The following is a 19046-nucleotide window of genomic DNA, read 5'->3' as shown; positions in this document are numbered from 1 at the left end:
GGAATGTTGATCGGGGTCTATCGCAACATGTGATTAGACGACCGCTTGTACTTCCGGTGCAATGCCCCCTATCAATCACACATCCAGGGGATAGGCATGGCACAGGGCATGGCAGGTCGGGACAGTGTTGCGTTGGCGCGGCAGGCGCGCCTGGACGCCCGCAGCGGCAAGCTGACAGGGCCGACGGCGAATCTCGCGCCTGGGCACGTGCAGGCCAATCTGGCCATCCTGCCGCGCGCGCTGGCAGCCGACTTCCTGCATTTTTGCCAACGCAACCCCAAACCATGCCCGTTGCTGGCCATGTCCGAACCAGGCGACCCCGCATTGCCGGAATTGGGCCACGACATCGACATCCGCAGCGACATTCCGCGCTACCGGGTCTGGAAAGACGGGGAACTGGTCGCCGAGCCCACGGATGTCCGCGATATCTGGCGCGACGACCTCGTCTCGTTCCTGATCGGCTGTTCATTTTCCTTCGAAGAAGCCATGCTGGATAACGGCCTGCCGGTGCGCCATATCGAACAGGGCTGCAATGTGCCCATGTACCGCACCAGTGTGCCGACGCATGCCGCTGGCGTTTTCGGCGGCCCCCTGGTGGTGTCGATGCGACCCTTGAAGGCGGCCGACGCGATCCGCGCCATCCAGGTCACGTCGCGCTTTCCTTCCGTGCACGGCGCACCCGTCCATATCGGCGACCCCGCATTAATCGGGATTGCCGACATCAACCAGCCGGATTACGGTGATGCAGTCGAGATACGCGAGGGCGAGTTGCCCGTATTCTGGGCCTGCGGGGTGACGCCGCAGTCGGTCGTGGCTGCCGTGCGCCCGGAATTCTGCATCACCCACGCGCCGGGCCACATGCTGGTCACGGACCTGATCAACAGCCGGATGGCGATTCTTTGACGGTTGCGCAGGCCGCGCGACGCGGGATCTGACCCTACTAATCAGCCATTTGTCAGCACGAAGCAGTTAGAACCACCCAGACGGTGATTGTCAGCCGTAGCAGTTGTGCCACCAAAACGATCCATTAAAGGACAAGGGGAAAAGGCGACAACAGTTCAGCACCCGGTGTCTTGCGGCTTGCCGCAGGACGGCGGGCTGCCGCGAGTCCGTTCGTTCCAGGCCGGGGCTGGCACCCGGCGCATTGCTTTCCAAGTTGGTTTATTCCAGGAGTCTAGTAATGAAGATGAAGCTCATTGCGGGTGTCGCCGCAAGTCTGGCGTTGCTGAGCGCCGTGCCTGCCCAGGCGCAGCAGAAAACGGTGCGTATCGGGGCGATCTACCCCTTATCGGGGGCCTTGGCGTCGACCGGTGCCGAAATCAAGGCTGCGGTCGAACTGGCCGTCGATATCGTCAATAACCCGCACCCCGAGCTGGAAGGGATTCCGCTTGCCGCCGGCAGCGGCCTGCCCGCGCTGGGCGGCGCCAAGATTGAAGTGGTGTTCGGGGACTCCCAAGGCAAGCCCGAAGTCGGCCTGGCCGACGCGCAGCGCCTGATCGATCAGGAGAAGGTCGTGGCCTTGACTGGCGCCTACCAGTCCGCCGTCACCAAGACGGCCAGCCGCATCGCCGAGCAACGCGGCATTCCCTACGTCAACGGCGAGTCCAGCAGCCCGGACCTGACCGAACGCGGCTACAAGTGGTTCTTCCGCACCTCGCCCAACGACGATACGTTCGTTGAAAACATGATGCAGTTCCTGGACGGCATCAAGGCGGTGCCGACCGCCAAGATCGCCGTGGTGTATGAAAACACCGACTTCGGCGTGAACACGTACAAGGCCGTGGAGAAGTTCGCCAAGCAGTACAAGCGGGAATTGGTGGCCAACATCGCGTACAGCGCGGGTTCGGCGTCAGTGACGGCCGAAGTCCAGAAGCTGGCTGCTGCCCGCGCCGACGTGGCGATCTTCGCCAGCTACACGTCCGACGCCATGCTGTTCGTGCGCACGATGCGCGAAAGCAAGTATGCGCCGCCGGTGCTGCTGGCCAACGACGCCGGCTTCATCGATTCGCGCTTCGTGCAGGAAGTGGGCCCCCAGGTGCAGGGCGTACTGACACGCGACGTGTGGGGCAACGACGTCGCCGCGGCCAAGGCGGGGTTGAAGAAGATCAACGACATGTACAAGGCCAAGACGGGCAAGGACCTGAACGGCAACAACGCGCGTTCGATGCAGGGCGTGCTGGTGCTGGCCGACGCCATCAACCGCGCCGGTTCGACGGACCCCGAGGCCATCCGCAAGGCCCTGGCCGCCACGGACCTGGGTGAAGCGCAGGTGGCGATGCCCTGGGCCGGCGTGCAGTTCGACGCCAAGGGCCAGAACACCAAGGGTTCGGGCTTGATCCTGGAGCTCAAGGGCTCGTCCTACCAGACGGTATGGCCGGAAAAATACCGCACCGACAAGACGCTGCCCACGCTGCCGTTCTCCTGGAAGTAAACCGCTGTCTTGCGTGGCGGGCCGCGGGGGTCCGCCACAGGAGCCCTCCATGTTTGAAGCTCTCTCGGCAGGCCTGTTCAACGGCCTGATCTATGCCGCGGTGGCGGTGGGGCTGGCGCTGATCTGGGGTATTACCGACGTCATCAATTTCGCGCACGGCGAATTCCTGATGTTGGGCATGTATGCCGCCTATTGGCTCTATACCCTGGGTCACATCGACCCCACGATGTCCGCGCCGCTGGTGGCGATCGTGCTCGCTTTCGTCGGTTTCCTGACCTATGCGCTGATCATCCGGCGCTTGCAGAAGGGGCCGCCCATGGCGGTCATCCTGGCCACCTTCGGCCTGGGACTGGTGTTGCGCCAGCTCGCTTTCATCGCCTTTTCCCCCGACTATCGCAGCCTGCCCGACACGCTGGTGTCCGGCAGCGTGACGGTGGCGGGCATTTCACTGGGCCGCCCGCAGGTGGTGACGGGCCTGATCGCGCTGGTCGTCGTGGTGGCGCTATTTGTGCTGGTGTACCGCACGCGGTGGGGACATGCCCTGCAGGCGGTGGCGGAAGACCGCCAGGTGGCGGCCCTGGTCGGCATTTCGCCGGACCGGGTCAACGCACAGGTCTGGATGCTGGGCAGCGCGGCAGTGGGCCTGGCCGGCGCCTTGCTGACTACGTTCTTCTATGTCTTTCCGTCTGTTGGCACGGTCTTCGGACTGCTGGCGTTCGTGGCGGTGTGCATGGGCGGCTTCGGCTCCCTGCCGGGCGCCTTCATCGCGGGGATCCTGATCGGCATCATCGAGGCCATGACGGGCTACTTCGTCGCGCCGGCCTTGAAGACCGTCAGCGTCTTCATCCTGTTCATCCTGGTTCTCTGGTATCGGCCGCGCGGCCTGTTCGGGCGGTGGTGACATGACGACACAGAAAATCGATTCCACGTCCTCGGGCGTGCCGAAATGGCCGATCGCCGTAGCGCTGGCGGCTACCGCCGTGATGGCGGCGGTGCCGCTGGTGGTGACGGACTCCTTCACCTTGCAGGTGCTGTTGCTGGCGATCATGTTCGGGGCGCTGGGTGCCTGCTGGAACCTGGTCGGCGGCTTCCTGGGCCGCATTTCGTTTGGGCACAGCGTCTTCGTGGGCGTAGGCGGCTACACAACCTTGCTGCTGCTGCACCATCTGAAGCTGACGCCCTTGCTTGGCATCCCGCTGGGCGGCGTGATCAGCGCGGCGCTGGCCTGGCTGGTGGGCGGACCCACATTGCGGCTGTCGGGCCATTACTTCGCGATGGCCACGATCGCGCTGCTGCAGATCGGCCTGCTGCTGCTGATCAATTGGGAATGGGCGGGGGGCGCGGTCGGGCTGGAGGCGCCGATCGGCGACGCCGCCTGGATGCTGCTGTTCCGCAGCAAGGTGCCGTATTACTGGATCGCCGTGGGCCTGGCCTTCCTGACGTTCTGCGCCACGTATTTCCTGGTGCATTCCAAGGCGGGCTTCTATTGGCGGGCCATCAACGGCGACGAGGCGGCTTCGCGCAGCCTGGGCGTGCCCGCCGACCGCTACAAGATGCTGGCCTTCGTGCTGTCGGCCGGGATGACAGGCGTGTGGGGCGGCTTCTTCGCGATGTATGTGGGCTTCATCGATCCGGAATCCATGTTCAGCCTGACCATGTCGGTGCAGGTCGTGCTGGTGACGATCCTGGGCGGGGTGGGCACCTTGATCGGCCCCTGGCTGGGCGCGGCGGTGCTGCTGCCGCTGTCGGAAGGCACGCGGGTGCTGTGGGGCAGTTCAGGCCTGGGCCTGGACCTGCTGATCTTCGGTCTGGCCATCCTGCTCGTCACGATGTTCTTGCCGGGTGGTCTGGTGACATTGAGGAGGCGCCGTGGCTCTGCTGGACGTTAACAATCTGACCAAGCGCTTTGGCGGCCTGGTCGCGAACAAGGACATCTCGCTGTCGGTGGAGGCGGGCGAGATCGTCGCCATCATCGGTCCCAACGGCGCCGGCAAGAGCACGCTGTTCAACGGCCTGGTCGGCCACCACGAACCCACCTCCGGCACGGTCAGCTTCAACGGCCGGTCCATGATCGGCCTGCGGCCGGAGCAGGTGGCCGCGCTGGGCCTGGTGCGCACCTATCAGATCCCGCGCAGCTTCGGGCAGATGACCGTGCTGGAGAACGCCATGGTCGGCGCGCTGTTGCGCCATCCGCGCCTGCCGGACGCGCGCCGCGAATCGGCGCGGGTGCTGGAACTGGTGGGGCTGGCCGACCGCGCCGACGTGAAGGCGGCGGATCTGAACGTGGCCGGGCAGAAGCGGGTGGAGCTGGCGCGTGCGTTGGCGACGGAACCGCGCATGCTGCTGCTGGACGAAGTGGCGGGCGGCCTGAACCCGGCTGAAGCCATCGCCTTGGCGGAAATCCTGCGCGGCATCCACGCCGCCGGGGTCACGCTGATCATCGTCGAGCACGTGCTGGAAGTGGTCATGCGCCTGGCGCAGCGGGTGCTGGTGTTGAATTTCGGCCAGATGATCGCCGAGGGCGCGCCGCAGGACATCGTCCGCGACCCGGCCGTGATCGAAGCCTATCTGGGGAGAAAGCACCGTGCCTGACGTGATGCTGCAAGTCGAGAACCTGAGCGTGGCCTATGGCGGCGTACAGGCGGTGCGGGGCGTGTCCCTGGAAGTGCGCAAAGGCGAGATCGCGGCCTTGCTGGGGGCCAACGGCGCGGGCAAGTCCAGCACCTTGTTGGCCACCATCGGATCGGTCAAACCGAAGGAAGGGCGCGTCATTTTCGAAGGGCGCGAGATCACGGGTACGCCGCCCGACAAGCTGGTGACGCAGGGTATCGCGATGATCCCGGAAGGCGCGCGCGTGTTCGCGCGCCAGCCGGTGGAGCAGAATCTGCGCCTGGGCGCCTATACGGTGCGCGACGAGCGCGTCTACCGCGATCGCCTGGAGCGGGTCTACACCCTGTTTCCCCGCTTGAAGGAGCGCCGCGAGCAACTGGCGGGCACCATGTCCGGCGGGGAACGCCAGATGCTGGCCATCGGACGCGCGCTGATGAGCGGCCCGCGCCTGCTGTTGATCGATGAGCCCAGCCTGGGCTTGTCGCCCTTGCTGGTCGAACAGGTGTTCGACGCGCTTGTCGCCTTGAACCGCGATGACGGCTTGTCCGTGCTGCTGGTCGAGCAGAACATGGCGCAGGCGCTGGAAGTCGCCGCACGCGCCTATGTGATGCAAAGCGGGCGCGTGGCGTTGTCGGGAAATGCCGCAGAACTGGCGGCCTCCGACGAGGTCCGCAAGGCCTACCTGGGCATGTAGGAGGGGTGTAGCGCGAGCAGCCTGGACGAAGAACACTGACATGCGGCGCGCGTAACCCATCAGGCAGCGCTCCCGCGCACGTCGCAACCAAAGAAAAGCCCATCGCAAGCGATGGGCTTTTCAATGCGGCCGGGGGTAGGCCTTGAGGCGGACAGGTCTTAGAAGATGTGGCGGAAGCCCACGGCTGCGCCGACCTGGTTGCTCTTGCCGGCGATTTCGCCGCTGGCGGCATCGCTGACCTTGTTCCAGTCGACGGTGCCGTAGACTTGCGAGCGCTTGGACAGCGAGTATTCGGCCACCGCGACCAGCGCGTAGCGCTTGCCCTTGTCGCCGTCCGTGACCACGTTCTTGCTCTGGTCGTAATAGCCGGCGCCGGTGATGGCCCAGCGCGGGGTGGCCTGCCAGGTCACGCCGGCGAAGTAGCCGTTATCCTTGCGGTCCAGGCCCGAAGCGGTGGTGGTGCCGCCCATGACAGCGTTGACCCAGCCCGTTTCGTCGCGGCCGTTGTAGTAGCCGGCGAAGATCTTGGCGCTGTCGAATTGGTAGGACGCGTTCAAGTTCCAGACACGCTGGCGCAGATCGGAGTCGACGCCGTCATAGGTCTGCTGATAAGCAGCGCCCAGGCCCAGCTTGCCGATCATGTAGCGCAGGCTGGCGCCGTATTGCTGGCCGGCCTTGTGGTCTTCCCAGCTTTCGCCGTTGGCCCACGACAACGCCAGGGACAGGTCGCCAATGGTGTTGGCGTACTTGGTCATGTTGTTGGTGCGCACGCGGCCCATGGCGGCGGGCATCCAGGCGTTCTGGTCGTAGTTGCCGATGGTCAGCGGGTCGAAGTAGTCCGCCAGCAGATCGTGCATCGGCGTGTTTTGCAGACCCAGGGTCAACTGGCCGATGTTGCCGCCATCAAGGCCCACATAGGCCAGGCGGCTGAACGTCTTGCCGGTGGCCGACGAGTTGCCGTTCTGCATGTTGAAGCCGTTCTCCAGGCGGAAGAAGGCACGGTTACCGTTGCCCAGGTCTTCCGAGCCGCGCAGGCCCCAGCGGCTGTTGGAGATGGCGCCGTTTTCCATCGAGACGCGGCTGCCGTCCTGGCCGACGCTGCCGGCGCTGGTGTTCAGGTAACGGATGCTGACGTCGGCGATGCCGTACAGGGTGACGCTGGTTTCAGCCGAAGCCGTGCCGGCGGCCAGGCCAAGGCCTGCGAGGGCGAGGGATAGGGTGATGCGTTTCACTGATGACTCCTCCTGTGTAGCTGTTTTTTGATTGCACCGGGCTTGTGGCCAGGTCTGTTGCGCCAGGCGGATCGTCTGACGCTGGGCCGCCGCACCGTCGCTGTGGGTAAGCGCGGGTCCGGAGCATTGGCCCAAAAGGTACGACTGCGCCACTTTGGTGCAACGTGTAAGCGCCTGGGGATTCTAAAAAAGTTACCGGGTGTGTAGGGCCAAATTTTTTTCGGCGTTTTCCCTGGTTTACAGATTTCGAAAATAAGCGGTTATTGGAACAATCGCCGGATTGTCCCAAAAAAAACCCCGTTCAGAGAACGGGGTTTCAGGGAGTCGGGGCAGGCTAAAGCGTCATGTGCAGCGGCAGCCACGTGGCGATGCCGGGCACGGCATAGAGCAGCAGCACCGCCAGGATCATCAGGAAGAACATCGGCAGCGACGCTCGGGCGATGTAGGGCAGTTCGCGTCCGCTCATGCCAGAAAGCACGAACAGGTTGAAGCCCACCGGCGGCGTGATCTGTGCCATTTCCACCACGAATACGATGAAGATGCCGAACCAGATCAGGTCGATGCCGGCCGCCTGCACGGTCGGCAGCAGCACGCCCATGGTCAGCACCACGATCGAAATGCCGTCCAGGAAGCAGCCCAGGATGATGAAGAACACCATCAGCGCCATGATCAGCCAGAACTGCGACAAGCCCAGGCCCCCGATCCATTCCGCCAGCGCCCGCGGCAGGCCGATATAGCCCATGGCCAGCGTCAGGAACTGCGCGCCCGCCAGAATCAGCGCAATCATGCAGTACAGGCGCGTGGCGCCCAGCAGCGATTGCTTGAAGGTGGACCGATTCAGCGACCCTTGTAGCGCGGACAGGATCAGCGCGCCGACGACGCCCACCGCGGCCGCTTCCGTGGCCGTGGCGATACCGGTGTAGATCGAGCCCAGCACGGCACCGATCAGCAGCATCACCGGAATCAGGTGGCGCGACTGCGACAGCTTGCGCATGAACGACATGCCCGGATCCGCCGCCGGCACCTGGCCGGGATTGCGGATCGCCCACCAGGCGATGTAGCCGCTGAACAGCAGCGCCAGCAGGATGCCCGGCACGATGCCCGCGATGAACAGCTTGGCGATGGAGACGTCGGCCGCCACCCCGTACACGATCATGATGATCGACGGCGGGATCAGCAGCCCCAGCGTGCCCGCGCCGGACAGCGTACCCAGGATCTTTTCCTCGGGATAGCCGCGGCGGGTCAGTTCGGGGATGGTCATTTTGCCGACGGTGGCGCAGGTGGCAGCCGACGAGCCCGACACGGCGGCGAAAATCGCGCAGCCGATCACGTTCGTGTGCAGCAGGCGGCCGGGCAAGCGGTTCAGCCAGGGCGCCAGGCCCTTGAACAGGTCTTCGGACAGCCGGGTGCGGAACAGGATTTCCCCCATCCACAAGAACAGGGGCAGGGCGGTCAGGGTCCAGCTGGACGAGGCGCCCCAGATGGTGACGGCCATGGCGTCGCCGGCCGGCCGGCTGGAGAAGATCTCCATGCCGATCCAGGCCGTGCCCGCCAGTGTCAGGCCGACCCAGACCCCGCAACCCAGCAGGACGAAGATCGAGACGACCAGTAAGGTAATGACGAGAAGTTCATTCATGGGTTTGCTGCGAAGTGGCGGCGGCCAGGCCGCGTGAGCGTCGGACCAGTTCGTCCAGAAGCGCGATCAGGAACAGCACCGTGCCGACGGCCATGCTGATCTGCGGAATCCATAGGGGCGTGGCGTCGTTGGACGTGGAGATGTCGTTGAATTGCCAGGAGTCGTAGGTCAGCTTGATGCTGAAGAACGCGAAGTTGGCGGCCAGCAGGCAGCCCACGCCCAACGCGAAGATGTCCAGCCGGCGGCTGCCGGCGGGGCTCAGGGCGTTCAGGAGCAGCGTGACGCGGATGTGTTCGCCGTGCTTGAACGTGCTGGCCAGGGCCAGGAAGCCGGCGGCGGCCATGAAGTAGCCGGCGTAGGCGTCGGTGCCGGGGATGTTGAAGCTGAGCTGGCGGGCGATGATCGCCGCCAGCACCGACACCAGCACGCCGATCGTGCACAAGCCGGCCAACAGGCCGGCCGCGCCGTAAAGACCATCTAGAAAGCGGCGCATGGCGATATCACTGCTTCTTGTAGGCGTCGATCATGGCTTGGCCATCGGCACCCGCCTTCTTCAGCCAGTCATCCAGCATGCGCTTGCCGATCACCGACAGGCCTTCCTTCAACTCCACCGTGGGCTTGATGGTTTCCATGCCGTTCTTGGCCAGCTCTTCCTGGTACCACTTGTTCTTTTCCTGCGACAGCTTCCAGCCGCGCTCCTCGGCCTGGGCCCCGGCCTTCTTCAAGGCTTCCTGCGTGGCCGGATCCAGTGCTTCAAACGCCTTCTTGTTCACGATGATGGCGTTCTTGGGCAGCCAGGCCTGGGTGTCGTAGAACTTCTTGATGTATTCGTACGTCTTGGTGTCGTAGCCGGTGGAAGCCGACGACATGTAGGAATCGATCACGCCGGTGGCCAGCGCCTGGGCAAGTTCAGCCTGCTGCACCGTGACCGGTTGCGCGCCGACCAGTTCGGCGATCTTGGCCGTCACCGGGCTGTAAGCGCGCCACTTCAGGCCCTTCATGTCGTTGATCTGCTTGATGTCGCGGTTGGCGAAGATGCCTTGGGGCGGCCATGCCACGGCGTACAGCAGGGTCATACCATGCGAGGCGAGCTTCTTTTCCAGGAAGGGCTTTTGCGCCTGGTAGAGCTTGTACGACGCGTCGTAGCCGGTGGCCAGGAAGGGCAGGCCGTCCAGTTCGTAGATCGGATCTTCGTTGGCGAAGTTGGTCAGCAGGATTTCGCCAATTTGCGCCTGGTTGCCTTGCACCGCGCGCTTGATTTCCGGCGCCTTGTACAACGACGCGTTGTTATGCAGTTGAATCTTCAGCTTGCCTTCCGACAACGTATCCACGTCCTTGACGAACGTCGTGAGGTTCTCGACGTGAAAGTTGCTGGCGGGGTAGGCGCTCGGCAAATCCCACTTGGTTTGCGCCTGGGCGCCCGCGCTGAACGCCAGGATGATGCTGCCGGCAAGAAGCGAGATTGTCTTATGCATGGGGTGGTCCTTCTTTGCGAATGGTGAAGACGGGTTGTGCCCGATAGGCATTGCGAAAAAAGAGAGCGGGGCGAAGTTGACGCACTGCTGAAAAGCCGTGCCATTCTATGTTGCTGCTTGGTCACACAGTGCGGAAAAAATCGCGTTTTACGGGTTAATCCTAGGCGCGACTGTTGTTGATTGTTGAAGTTTCAATCGTTGCGAAAGCGCATCGGGCGACGCATTCTCGCCACGTTTTTCTTCTAAGATGGCGCTATTGAAAACGTGTGCCGAGGCTTGTGTGAATTTCGTTTTTCGCCGTGATGAGTTGCTGGTCGAAGAGACGTCCAGCGTGTTGCCGGACACGGCGTTATGCGAACGGATCGGCGTGCCGCCCACGGCGCTGCAGCCGGTGTGGATCGCGCCCGATTCGCCGTACCGCACCGTCCATGTCGATCCCGGCCTGGAAGCGCCCGAAGGCTACGCCTTCAAGAAGCTGCGTTCGTTGTTTGGTGTGCTGGACGATGAGCGCATGGCGCTGGCGGGCCGCGCCTACCAGATCGCCGAATGGGCGCGCACGCACCGGTTTTGCGGCGTTTGCGGGACGCCGGCCGAACGCGTCGCGCACGAGTTCTGCCTGCGTTGCCCGTCCTGTGGCTTTTCGGCCTATCCGCGCATTTCGCCCGCCATGATGGTGCTGATCCGCAAGGGCGACAGCATTCTGCTGGCCCGCCACACCACCACCGCTACGTCGCGCTACACGGCGCTGGCGGGTTTCGTCGAGCCGGGCGAAAGCATCGAACAGACCGTGCACCGCGAAGTCTTCGAAGAAGTCGGCCTGAAGGTCGGCAACCTGCAGTACTTCGGCAGCCAGCCCTGGCCGTTTCCGCATTCGCTGATGGTCGCCTTCACGGCCGACTACGTGTCGGGTGACATCCGCGTGCAGGAAGACGAGATCGCGGACGCCCGTTGGTTCGGCCCAGGCGACCCCATGCCCGACATTGCGCCCCGTATTTCGATCGCCGGCTGGTTGATCCGCGCCAATCTGCCCATGGGCTGGTCCGCGCCCTGATTCGTTGAATTCGCCGGGCAAGCGCTAGGGGATTTCCCTCGAAACGGGGGTTTCCTGCGGTCAGATGATCATTTTTTATGGATGAACTATCCATAAATTATTAGTATTTCGCTCAAGTTAACTTGGCTTGCGCCTTCCATGAGCTCTTCTCTGATCGCGTCGTCGGCCCATTTGGCCGGCGGCAGCGCGCCTGACCTGTCCGAAGTCGAATTCGGCCTGATGATCGCCAGCCATGCCTTCGACCGCTGGACGGTGCGTTGCATGGCCGCGGCCGGCCTGCCCGAGTTGACGCCGACCGATGTCATGGTCTTTCATCACGTCTACCACCGGCAGCGTCCCAAGAAGCTGGCCGACATCTGCTTCACCCTCAACGTCGAAGACACGCACATCGTCAGCTACGCGCTGAAGAAGCTGGATCGCTTGGGCGTGGTGCAGGGCGAACGCAGCAGCAAGGAAGTCTTCTATAGCGTCACGCCCCAGGGCGCGGCCATCCTCAAGCGCTACGGCGAAATCCGCGAACAATGCCTGACTGCCGGCCTGGACGGGCCGGGCGGTGGCGGGCTGGAATTCAGCCGCCAATTGGCCCACACCTTGCGCGCGTTATCGGGCCTGTACGACCAGGCGGCCCGCGCGGCAACCTCTCTCTGATACCCGTTCGGGCACGTCCCCGTCTCCTGTAATCCGACCGCGGCGAAACGCGCCGCGGCCGTTCGTTTTCAAGGACATGTATGAAGAAGTGGCAATTCTGGATTGATCGTGGGGGCACCTTTACCGACATCGTGGCGCGCCGCCCCGATGGCACCACCACCACGGCGAAGATGCTGTCGGAGAACCCCGAGCAATACCGCGACGCGGCAGTGGCGGGCATCCGCAAGCTGCTGGGCGTAGCGCCCGGCCAGCCGGTGCCGGTCGAGCAAGTCGAATGCGTGAAGATGGGGACTACCGTCGCGACTAACGCCTTGCTGGAACGCAAGGGCGAGCGCACCTTGCTCGTCACCACCCGAGGCTTTCGCGATGGACTGCGCATCGCCTATCAGAACCGACCGAGGCTGTTCGACCGCAACGTCATGTTGCCGGAAATGCTGTACGAATCCGTCGTCGAGGCCGACGAACGCGTGGCGGCCGATGGCGAGGTCATCCGCGACCTGGACGAGGCCGGCCTGCGCCTGAGCATGCAGGCGGCGTATGACAGCGGCATTCGCGCGGTCGCGATCGTCTTCATGCACGCCTGGCACGCCACCGCGCACGAACAGCGCGCCGCCCGCATTGCCCGCGACATCGGCTTCACGCAGGTTTCGGCTTCGCACGAGGTCAGCCCGCTGATCAAATTCGTCTCGCGTGGCGACACCACGGTGGTGGACGCTTACCTGTCTCCCATCCTCAAGCGCTATGTGGACCAGGTGGCCGGCGAACTGCCGGGCATCCGCCTCATGTTCATGCAATCCAGCGGCGGCCTGACCGACGCGCACCGCTTCCGTGGCAAGGACGCGATCCTGTCCGGCCCGGCCGGCGGCATCGTGGGCATGGTGCGCACCAGCGAAATCGCCGGCTTCCCGAAGGTGATCGGTTTCGACATGGGCGGCACCTCGACCGACGTGTCCCATTACGCGGGTGAGTTCGAGCGCGAGTTCGAAACGCAGGTGGCGGGCGTGCGCATGCGCGCGCCCATGATGAGCATCCATACGGTGGCTGCTGGCGGCGGGTCGATCCTGCATTTTGACGGCGCGCGTTTGCGCGTGGGGCCCGATTCCGCCGGGGCCAATCCCGGACCCGCCTGCTATCGCCGGGGCGGCCCGCTGGCCGTGACCGACTGCAACGTGCTGCTGGGCAAGATCCAGCCGGATTTCTTCCCCAAGGTGTTCGGCCCCGAGGCCAACGAAGCGCTGGACCGCGATGCCGTGGTCGCGCGCTTTACCGCCATGTCCGACGAGGTGCGCGCCGCGACCGGCCGCGAGATGTCGCCGGAGCAATTGGCCGAAGGCTTTCTCGAGATCGCCGTGGGCAATATGGCCGAAGCCATCAAGCGCATTTCGGTGCAGCGCGGCCACGACGTCACGGAATACGCGCTGACCGTGTTCGGCGGCGCGGGCGGCCAGCATGCCTGCCTGGTGGCGGATGCCCTGGGCATGACGACGGTTTTCGCGCACCCGCTGGGTGGCGTGCTGTCGGCCTACGGCATGGGGCTGGCCGACCAGACGGACATGCGCCAGAAGACCGTGGAAAAGGTGCTGGACGCGGGCCTGATGGGCCAGCTGAAAGACGAACTGGATGAATTGGCCGGGCAAGCGGTGGGTGAACTGCGCCGTCAGCACGTGCCTGACGGCGACATCAGCGTCCAACGCCGGCTGCACCTGAAGTACCGCGGTACCGACACCGCGCTGGAAGTCGCGTTCTCGGACCTGGAGCAGGCGCGCAGCGACTTCGAAGCGGCGTATCGCCAACGCTATTCCTTCCTGATGCCCAACCGCGAACTGGTGGTTGAAACCATCTCGGTGGAAGCCACGGGCGGCGGCGAGCGCGTCGGCGAAGCCTCGGTGTCGCGCACCCGCGAAGGCGCGCTGACGCCGCGTCGGGTGGTCAGCATGTACAGCGCCGGAGCCTGGCGCGACACGCCCTTGTTCGTGCGCGAAGACATGGCGGGCGGTGACGTGGTGGCGGGCCCCGCCATCATTTCCGAGCCCAACCAGACCACCGTGGTCGAACCGGGCTGGCAGGCCGAGTTGACGCTGCAGGATCATTTCGTGATCCGGCGCGTCGAAGTCCGCAAGGAACGCCGCGTGGTCGGCACGCAGGCCGACCCGGTCATGCTGGAGGTGTTCAACAACCTGTTCATGTCGATCGCCGAGCAGATGGGTTACCGGCTGCAGAACACCGCTTATTCGGTCAACATCAAGGAACGCCTGGATTTTTCCTGCGCCATTTTCGACGCGCAGGCCCGCCTGATCGCCAATGCGCCCCATATGCCGGTGCACCTGGGATCGATGGGCGAGTCCGTGCGCACGGTCATGAACGCGAACGCCGGGCGCATGATGCCCGGCGACGCCTACGTCGTGAACGATCCCTACCACGGCGGCACGCACTTGCCGGACGTCACCGTCATCACGCCCGTGTTCGACCACGACGGGCGCCAGATCCTGTTCTATGTGGGTTCGCGCGGGCACCATGCCGATATCGGCGGCACGACCCCCGGTTCGATGCCGCCGGACTCCAAGACGGTGGAAGACGAAGGCGTGCTGTTCACCAACTTCCAGTTGGTGAAGAACGGCGAATTCCGCGAACAGGCCGCCCGCGACATCCTGGGCTCGGGCCGCTGGCCGGCGCGCAATCCGGACCAGAACATCGCTGACATGCACGCTCAGATCGCCGCCAACGAAAAGGGCGTGCAAGAGCTGCTGCGCATGTGCGACCACTTCGGGCTGGACGTCGTGCGCGCCTACATGGGCCACGTGCAGGACAACGCCGAAGAGGCGGTCCGCCGCGTGATTTCGGTCCTGAAGGATGGCAGCTACGAGTACCCGCTGGACAACGGCGCGGTCATCCGCGTGGCGGTCAAGGTGGATACCGAGGCGCGCAGCGCCGTGGTGGATTTCACCGGCACCTCGGCACAGTTGGATAACAACTTCAACGCGCCAGGGGCGATCGCCGTGGCGGCGGTGCTGTATGTGTTCCGGACCATGGTCAACGACGACATCCCGCTGAACGACGGCTGCCTCGTGCCGCTGTCCATCATCGTGCCGGAAGGCTCCATGCTGCGCCCGAATCCTCCGGCGTCAGTCGTGGCGGGCAACGTCGAAACGTCCATGTGCATCGTCAACGCGTTGTACGGCGCGCTGGGCGTGCTGGCGGCCAGCCAGGGCACGATGAACAACTTCACGTTCGGCAACGCCCGACACCAGTACTACGAGACCATCTCGGGCGGTACGGGCGCGGGGCCGGTGCGCATCGACGCCGCGGGTCCGCATGACGAGGGCTTCGCGGGCACGTCCGTCGTGCAGGCGCACATGACCAATTCGCGCCTGACGGATCCCGAAGTGCTGGAGTTCCGGTTCCCCGTGCGGCTGGAGTCCTACGAGATCCGCAAGGGCTCGGGCGGCGCGGGCCGCTATCAGGGCGGCGAAGGCGGCGTGCGCCGCATCCGCTTCCTGGAAGACATGACGGCGGCCATCCTGTCCAACAACCGCCGGTTTGCGCCGTTCGGCCTGGCGGGCGGGCAACCGGGGTCTATGGGGCGCAATTCGGTCGAACGCGTCGACGGTTCCATCCAGGAGCTTGGCCCGCAAGACAGCGCCCAGCTGCATCCAGGCGATGTGTTCGTCGTGGAAACCCCGGGCGGGGGCGGTTACGGCGCGCTGTAAGGCCGCCGCCGATGTCCGGCTCCGATCAATCGGGGTCGGACATCACGTCCAACGCGATATCGGCCTTGGTCTTGCGGTCGTACACCCGCAAGGCCACTTCCTCGTCCCGGATTTCAAAGACAGCGGTCGCCAGCGTATTTTCGCCGTCGGGGTCTTTGGCGTCCGTGCGCAGGATGGGCAGGGCGCCCAACGTGTCGTGCAGCGCGGCCAGCAAGTCCGTGCTGCCGGTTTCGGGCGACCAGCCGTCGACGATCCCGTCGATCCGGTTCTGCCGTTCACGCGACGATTCGGTGATCACTTGCGGCTGGCCGCGGGTTTCCCGGTGCACCATGTGGTTGGCATGGCCGTAGCGCGTGCCGATCTCCAAAAAAGAGACCGCGCCGGGCGTGACCTCGGCGCTGATCAGGCGCGGGTCCGATGCGCTACCCAGCGTATGGTGAAAGCCGCCGGAACGCGGCGTGTCGCGCAACAGGTCGGTGGCTTCGTCCAGTGTCGTGCAATCCAGCACGGCACGCGCCAGCAGCATGCGCGGCACGCCGGCATGGCGCTGGCGGGTGCGCAGGTTGTTGATCGTTTGCACCAGGCCGGCCCGGTTGGCCCCGAAGGTATGGCCTGGCAGCGAGCCGGGGTAATAGAAGCTGAGATAGCCCGGCGCGTCGTCCAGGGCCACGTCCACCAGGTGACAGCGCCCGTATAGATAGGGGTCGCCGTCTTCGTTGTGGCCGATCCAGCGTGAACCGTCCGCCGCCCTTAGCGCGACCGAGGTGCAGCCGTCCCCCGTGCTGTGCAGCAGGTCGCCGCGGCAGTTCCACAGCAGCACGTCTTCGACCGGCATGCGCAGCCCGTCGGCCAAGCCCTCAAGCTCTTCCCAGACCTGCGGCAGCGCCGCCCGGGCCTGCTGCCCAAGCTCGGCGACATAGGCATGGCCGCGCCACGGGCGCAGGGCTTCCCAGGTGCCGCTTTGGTTCAAATACGCCGACATGAGGGGACGGGCCAGCTTGCCCAGCGCCTGACCGACCTGGCGCCGATTTCCGGCAATGCGTACATATTTGTAGGGCATGGGGATTCTCCGGGTGTCATGGGGATTGTAATTTTTCTAAGCTCTCTCCGGTGGGGACGGATGCGTTAAGATCCCCAATAAGTTGCACCGGAGACCCCGGCGTAGCCCAGGAATCATGCCCCTACAACAACCCCGGGGTGCCGACGGTCCCCAAGAGGAGAGTTTCATGATCAAACGTAAAGTCGCCGCCGCCTTGGTCGGCCTGTCCGTGGCCATGTTCGGCGCCGTCTCCGGCGCGCAGGCCCAAGGCAAGGAATTGGTGGTGGCCACCGATACCGCTTTCGTGCCGTTCGAATTCAAGCAGGGTAATACCTACGTGGGCTTCGACGTGGATCTTTGGGCAGCGGTCGCCAAGGAACTCAACCTGAAGTACAAGCTGCAGCCGATGGACTTCAACGGCATCATCCCGGGCCTGCAGACGAAGAACATCGACGCCGCGCTGGCGGGCATCACGATCCGCGACGACCGCAAGAAGGTCATCGACTTCTCTGATCCCTACTATGAAAGCGGCCTGGCCATCCTGGTGGGCGAGAAGAACACCGACATCAAGGACGCCAAGTCCCTGGCCGGCAAGACCGTCGCCGTCAAGACCGGCACCGCCACGGTGGACTTCCTGAAGGCCCAGGTGCCGGACGCCAAGCTCAAGCTGTTCCCGAACATCGACAACGCCTACCTTGAACTGGCCACGGGCCGGGTGGACGCCGCCGTGCACGACACACCCAACGTCCAGTACTACGCCAATACGGCCGGCAAGGGCCGTGTGAAGGTGGTCGGCTCGGTCAAGAGCGGCGACTTCTACGGCATCGCCTTCCCCAAGGGCAGCGAACTGGTCCCGCAGGTGAACAAGGCGCTGGCCACCCTGAAGGCCAACGGCCAGTACGACGCCATCTACGAAAAGTGGTTCGGCAAGAAGCCGTAATTGATGCGAAGTCGCTTTGCATTCGGGGCCGCCCGCCGGTAACGGGCTCCGGACGTTCCTGACCGGAGCGCCGGACGCCGGCGGACGGCCCCGCGCCGTTTCCGCCGGCGGGCAGGTCCCGCCATGATGCGGCGCAAGATGGCGCCATAGGGGGAATATCGTGGAGTTTGACTGGGGTGTAATTCAAGACGCGTTACCCAATCTGCTTGAGGGTACGCTGATGACCATCAAGATCACGTTCTGGGGCTTGTTCGGCGGTTTCCTGCTGGGCGCGTTGTCGGGCGTGACGCGGGCTTATGGGCATCCGGTCCTGTCGGCCATCGCGCAGGTCTATGTCGCGGTCATCCGCGGCACGCCGATCGTGGTGCAGGTGATGTTCATCTACTTCGCGTTGCCGCTGCTCGCCAACATCCGCGTGGATGCGGAGTGGGCCGCCATCGTCACGCTCATCATCAACTCGGGCGCCTACATTTCCGAGATCGTGCGCGGTGCGCTGCTGTCGGTGCACAAGGGCCTGAAGGAAGCGGGCCAGGCAATGGGCCTGCCGTTCCACAAGATCCTGTTCCACATCATCGGGCCGGTGGCGTTTCGCCGCATGATCCCGCCGCTGGGCAACCAGTGCATCATCAGCCTGAAGGATTCCTCGCTGTTCATCGTGATCGGCGTGGCGGAACTGACGCGCCAGGGCCAGGAAATCATGGCCAGCAACTTCCGCGCCGTTGAAATCTGGTCGGCCGTCGCGATCGTCTACCTGATCCTGACCGGCCTGATGGCACTGGGCCTGCACCTGGTGGAAAAGAGGATGCGCATACTATGAGCATGGTTGAATTTCATAATGTCACCAAGAACTTCGGCGAATCCATGGTGCTCAACGGCATCTCGCTGAACATCGATGCGGGCGAGGTTGTGGTGGTGGTCGGGCCGTCGGGCTCGGGCAAGTCCACGTTCCTGCGCTGCATTAACGTGCTGGAAACGATCAATGGCGGCGACCTGCTCGTCGACGGGCTAAGCGTGAAGGGCGATTCCGCCCAGGTGCGCGAGATCCGCCGCGAGGCCGGCATGGTGTTCCAGCAGTTCAACCTGTTCCCGCAGATGACCGCGCTGGAGAACGTCATGTTCGGCCCAGTGCATACGCGCGGGCAAGACCGGGGCGAAGCGCGCAAGCTGGCCGAGGGGCTGCTGGACAAGGTGGGGCTGGGCGAACGCATGCACCACTATCCGGCAGAGCTATCCGGTGGCCAGCAGCAGCGCGTGGCCATTGCCCGGGCGCTGGCCATCAAGCCCAAGCTGATGCTGTTCGACGAGCCCACCTCCGCGCTGGATCCGGAACTGCGCCATGAAGTGCTGAAGGTCATGCGCGACCTGGCGGAAGAGGGCATGACGATGGTGGTCGTCACGCACGAAATGGAATTCGCGCGCAAGGTCGGCAGCCGACTGATCTTCATCGACGCCGGCAAGATCGCCCATGACGGTCCGCCTGCGGAATTGCTGAGCAACCCGCCCAGCCAACGCCTGAAGGATTTCCTGCAGCACGTGGCATGAAGAGGTGTTGAACGAAAAAAAAGCCGGCGCAAGCGCCGGCT

17 protein-coding genes are annotated in these 19046 nt (G+C 64.4%); 12 read left to right on the top strand and 5 right to left on the bottom strand.

Annotated features, from left to right (window positions below):
- Positions 1 to 96 precede the first annotated feature (96 nt).
- From AC27VE_RS04990 to AC27VE_RS04965, 6 genes are all read left to right on the top strand, one after another.
- The gene (locus tag AC27VE_RS04990) at positions 97 to 903 is read left to right on the top strand and encodes a putative hydro-lyase (protein WP_234818202.1); all 807 of its coding nucleotides are present in this window, start codon (positions 97 to 99) and stop codon (positions 901 to 903) included.
- A gap of 277 nt (positions 904 to 1180) precedes the next feature.
- On the top strand, positions 1181 to 2431 hold the full coding sequence (locus AC27VE_RS04985; RefSeq protein ID WP_088587299.1) for an ABC transporter substrate-binding protein: 1251 nt from the start codon (positions 1181 to 1183) through the stop codon (positions 2429 to 2431).
- A 49-nt stretch (positions 2432 to 2480) separates the two neighbouring features.
- Positions 2481 to 3332 (top strand): branched-chain amino acid ABC transporter permease, encoded by an 852-nt coding sequence (locus tag AC27VE_RS04980; protein ID WP_006222255.1) that lies wholly within the window; start codon positions 2481 to 2483, stop codon positions 3330 to 3332.
- Position 3333: 1 nt separating this feature from the next.
- Positions 3334 to 4320, top strand: a complete 987-nt coding sequence (locus AC27VE_RS04975) for a branched-chain amino acid ABC transporter permease (protein WP_280026121.1) — start codon at positions 3334 to 3336, stop codon at positions 4318 to 4320.
- A complete protein-coding gene (locus tag AC27VE_RS04970; protein WP_088587300.1) occupies positions 4301 to 5023 on the top strand; it encodes an ABC transporter ATP-binding protein in 723 nt (240 codons plus the stop codon). The genes AC27VE_RS04975 and AC27VE_RS04970 overlap by 20 nt, the downstream gene beginning before the upstream one ends.
- 4 nt (positions 5024 to 5027) lie before the next feature.
- Positions 5028 to 5735 (top strand): ABC transporter ATP-binding protein, encoded by a 708-nt coding sequence (locus tag AC27VE_RS04965; protein WP_488703218.1) that lies wholly within the window; start codon positions 5028 to 5030, stop codon positions 5733 to 5735.
- A gap of 158 nt (positions 5736 to 5893) precedes the next feature.
- Here the strand turns inward: AC27VE_RS04965 and AC27VE_RS04960 are convergent, their stop codons facing one another.
- The 4 genes from AC27VE_RS04960 to AC27VE_RS04945 all read right to left on the bottom strand — a co-directional run bounded on the left by AC27VE_RS04960 (position 5894) and on the right by AC27VE_RS04945 (position 10078).
- Complete coding sequence (locus tag AC27VE_RS04960) at positions 5894 to 6967, bottom strand: porin (RefSeq protein WP_488703189.1); 1074 nt, start codon at positions 6965 to 6967, stop codon at positions 5894 to 5896.
- Positions 6968 to 7301: 334 nt separating this feature from the next.
- Positions 7302 to 8603 carry a TRAP transporter large permease subunit gene (locus AC27VE_RS04955; RefSeq protein ID WP_315846826.1) on the bottom strand — a complete coding sequence of 434 codons (1302 nt, stop codon included), beginning with the start codon at positions 8601 to 8603 and terminating at the stop codon, positions 7302 to 7304.
- Positions 8596 to 9096, bottom strand: coding sequence for a TRAP transporter small permease (locus tag AC27VE_RS04950; RefSeq protein ID WP_488703188.1), 501 nt, complete (start codon positions 9094 to 9096; stop codon positions 8596 to 8598). The genes AC27VE_RS04955 and AC27VE_RS04950 overlap by 8 nt, the downstream gene beginning before the upstream one ends.
- 7 nt (positions 9097 to 9103) lie before the next feature.
- Entirely contained in the window at positions 9104 to 10078 is a 975-nt protein-coding gene (locus AC27VE_RS04945; protein ID WP_315132005.1) for a TRAP transporter substrate-binding protein, read from the bottom strand.
- 280 nt (positions 10079 to 10358) lie between these two features.
- Between AC27VE_RS04945 and nudC the strand changes: the two genes are divergently transcribed.
- From nudC to AC27VE_RS04930, 3 genes are all read left to right on the top strand, one after another.
- Complete coding sequence (gene nudC, locus AC27VE_RS04940) at positions 10359 to 11129, top strand: NAD(+) diphosphatase (protein ID WP_427958517.1); 771 nt, start codon at positions 10359 to 10361, stop codon at positions 11127 to 11129.
- Between the two features lie 138 nt (positions 11130 to 11267).
- Positions 11268 to 11777 (top strand): winged helix DNA-binding protein, encoded by a 510-nt coding sequence (locus AC27VE_RS04935; RefSeq protein ID WP_427958518.1) that lies wholly within the window; start codon positions 11268 to 11270, stop codon positions 11775 to 11777.
- 80 nt (positions 11778 to 11857) lie between these two features.
- Positions 11858 to 15484 (top strand): hydantoinase B/oxoprolinase family protein, encoded by a 3627-nt coding sequence (locus AC27VE_RS04930; RefSeq protein ID WP_488703187.1) that lies wholly within the window; start codon positions 11858 to 11860, stop codon positions 15482 to 15484.
- A 25-nt stretch (positions 15485 to 15509) separates the two neighbouring features.
- On the opposite strand, the gene AC27VE_RS04925 is transcribed toward AC27VE_RS04930, so the two are convergent.
- Positions 15510 to 16544, bottom strand: coding sequence for a C45 family autoproteolytic acyltransferase/hydrolase (locus AC27VE_RS04925; RefSeq protein WP_424626473.1), 1035 nt, complete (start codon positions 16542 to 16544; stop codon positions 15510 to 15512).
- A 166-nt stretch (positions 16545 to 16710) separates the two neighbouring features.
- On the opposite strand from AC27VE_RS04925, the gene glnH reads away from it, so the two are divergent.
- From glnH to glnQ, 3 genes are all read left to right on the top strand, one after another.
- Positions 16711 to 17463 (top strand): glutamine ABC transporter substrate-binding protein GlnH, encoded by a 753-nt coding sequence (glnH, locus tag AC27VE_RS04920; protein WP_006222243.1) that lies wholly within the window; start codon positions 16711 to 16713, stop codon positions 17461 to 17463.
- A 160-nt stretch (positions 17464 to 17623) separates the two neighbouring features.
- Positions 17624 to 18280 (top strand): glutamine ABC transporter permease GlnP, encoded by a 657-nt coding sequence (glnP, locus tag AC27VE_RS04915; protein WP_006222242.1) that lies wholly within the window; start codon positions 17624 to 17626, stop codon positions 18278 to 18280.
- Positions 18277 to 19005, top strand: a complete 729-nt coding sequence (glnQ, locus tag AC27VE_RS04910; protein ID WP_035212131.1) for a glutamine ABC transporter ATP-binding protein GlnQ — start codon at positions 18277 to 18279, stop codon at positions 19003 to 19005. Before glnP ends, glnQ begins: the two co-directional genes overlap by 4 nt.
- The last annotated feature ends 41 nt before the right edge of the window (positions 19006 to 19046 follow it).

Source organism: Achromobacter sp. 18P8.1.1, assembly GCF_057799415.1.
The sequence above is the reverse complement of the archived record's forward strand: the minus strand, read 5'-3'. Positions and strand labels throughout refer to the sequence as shown.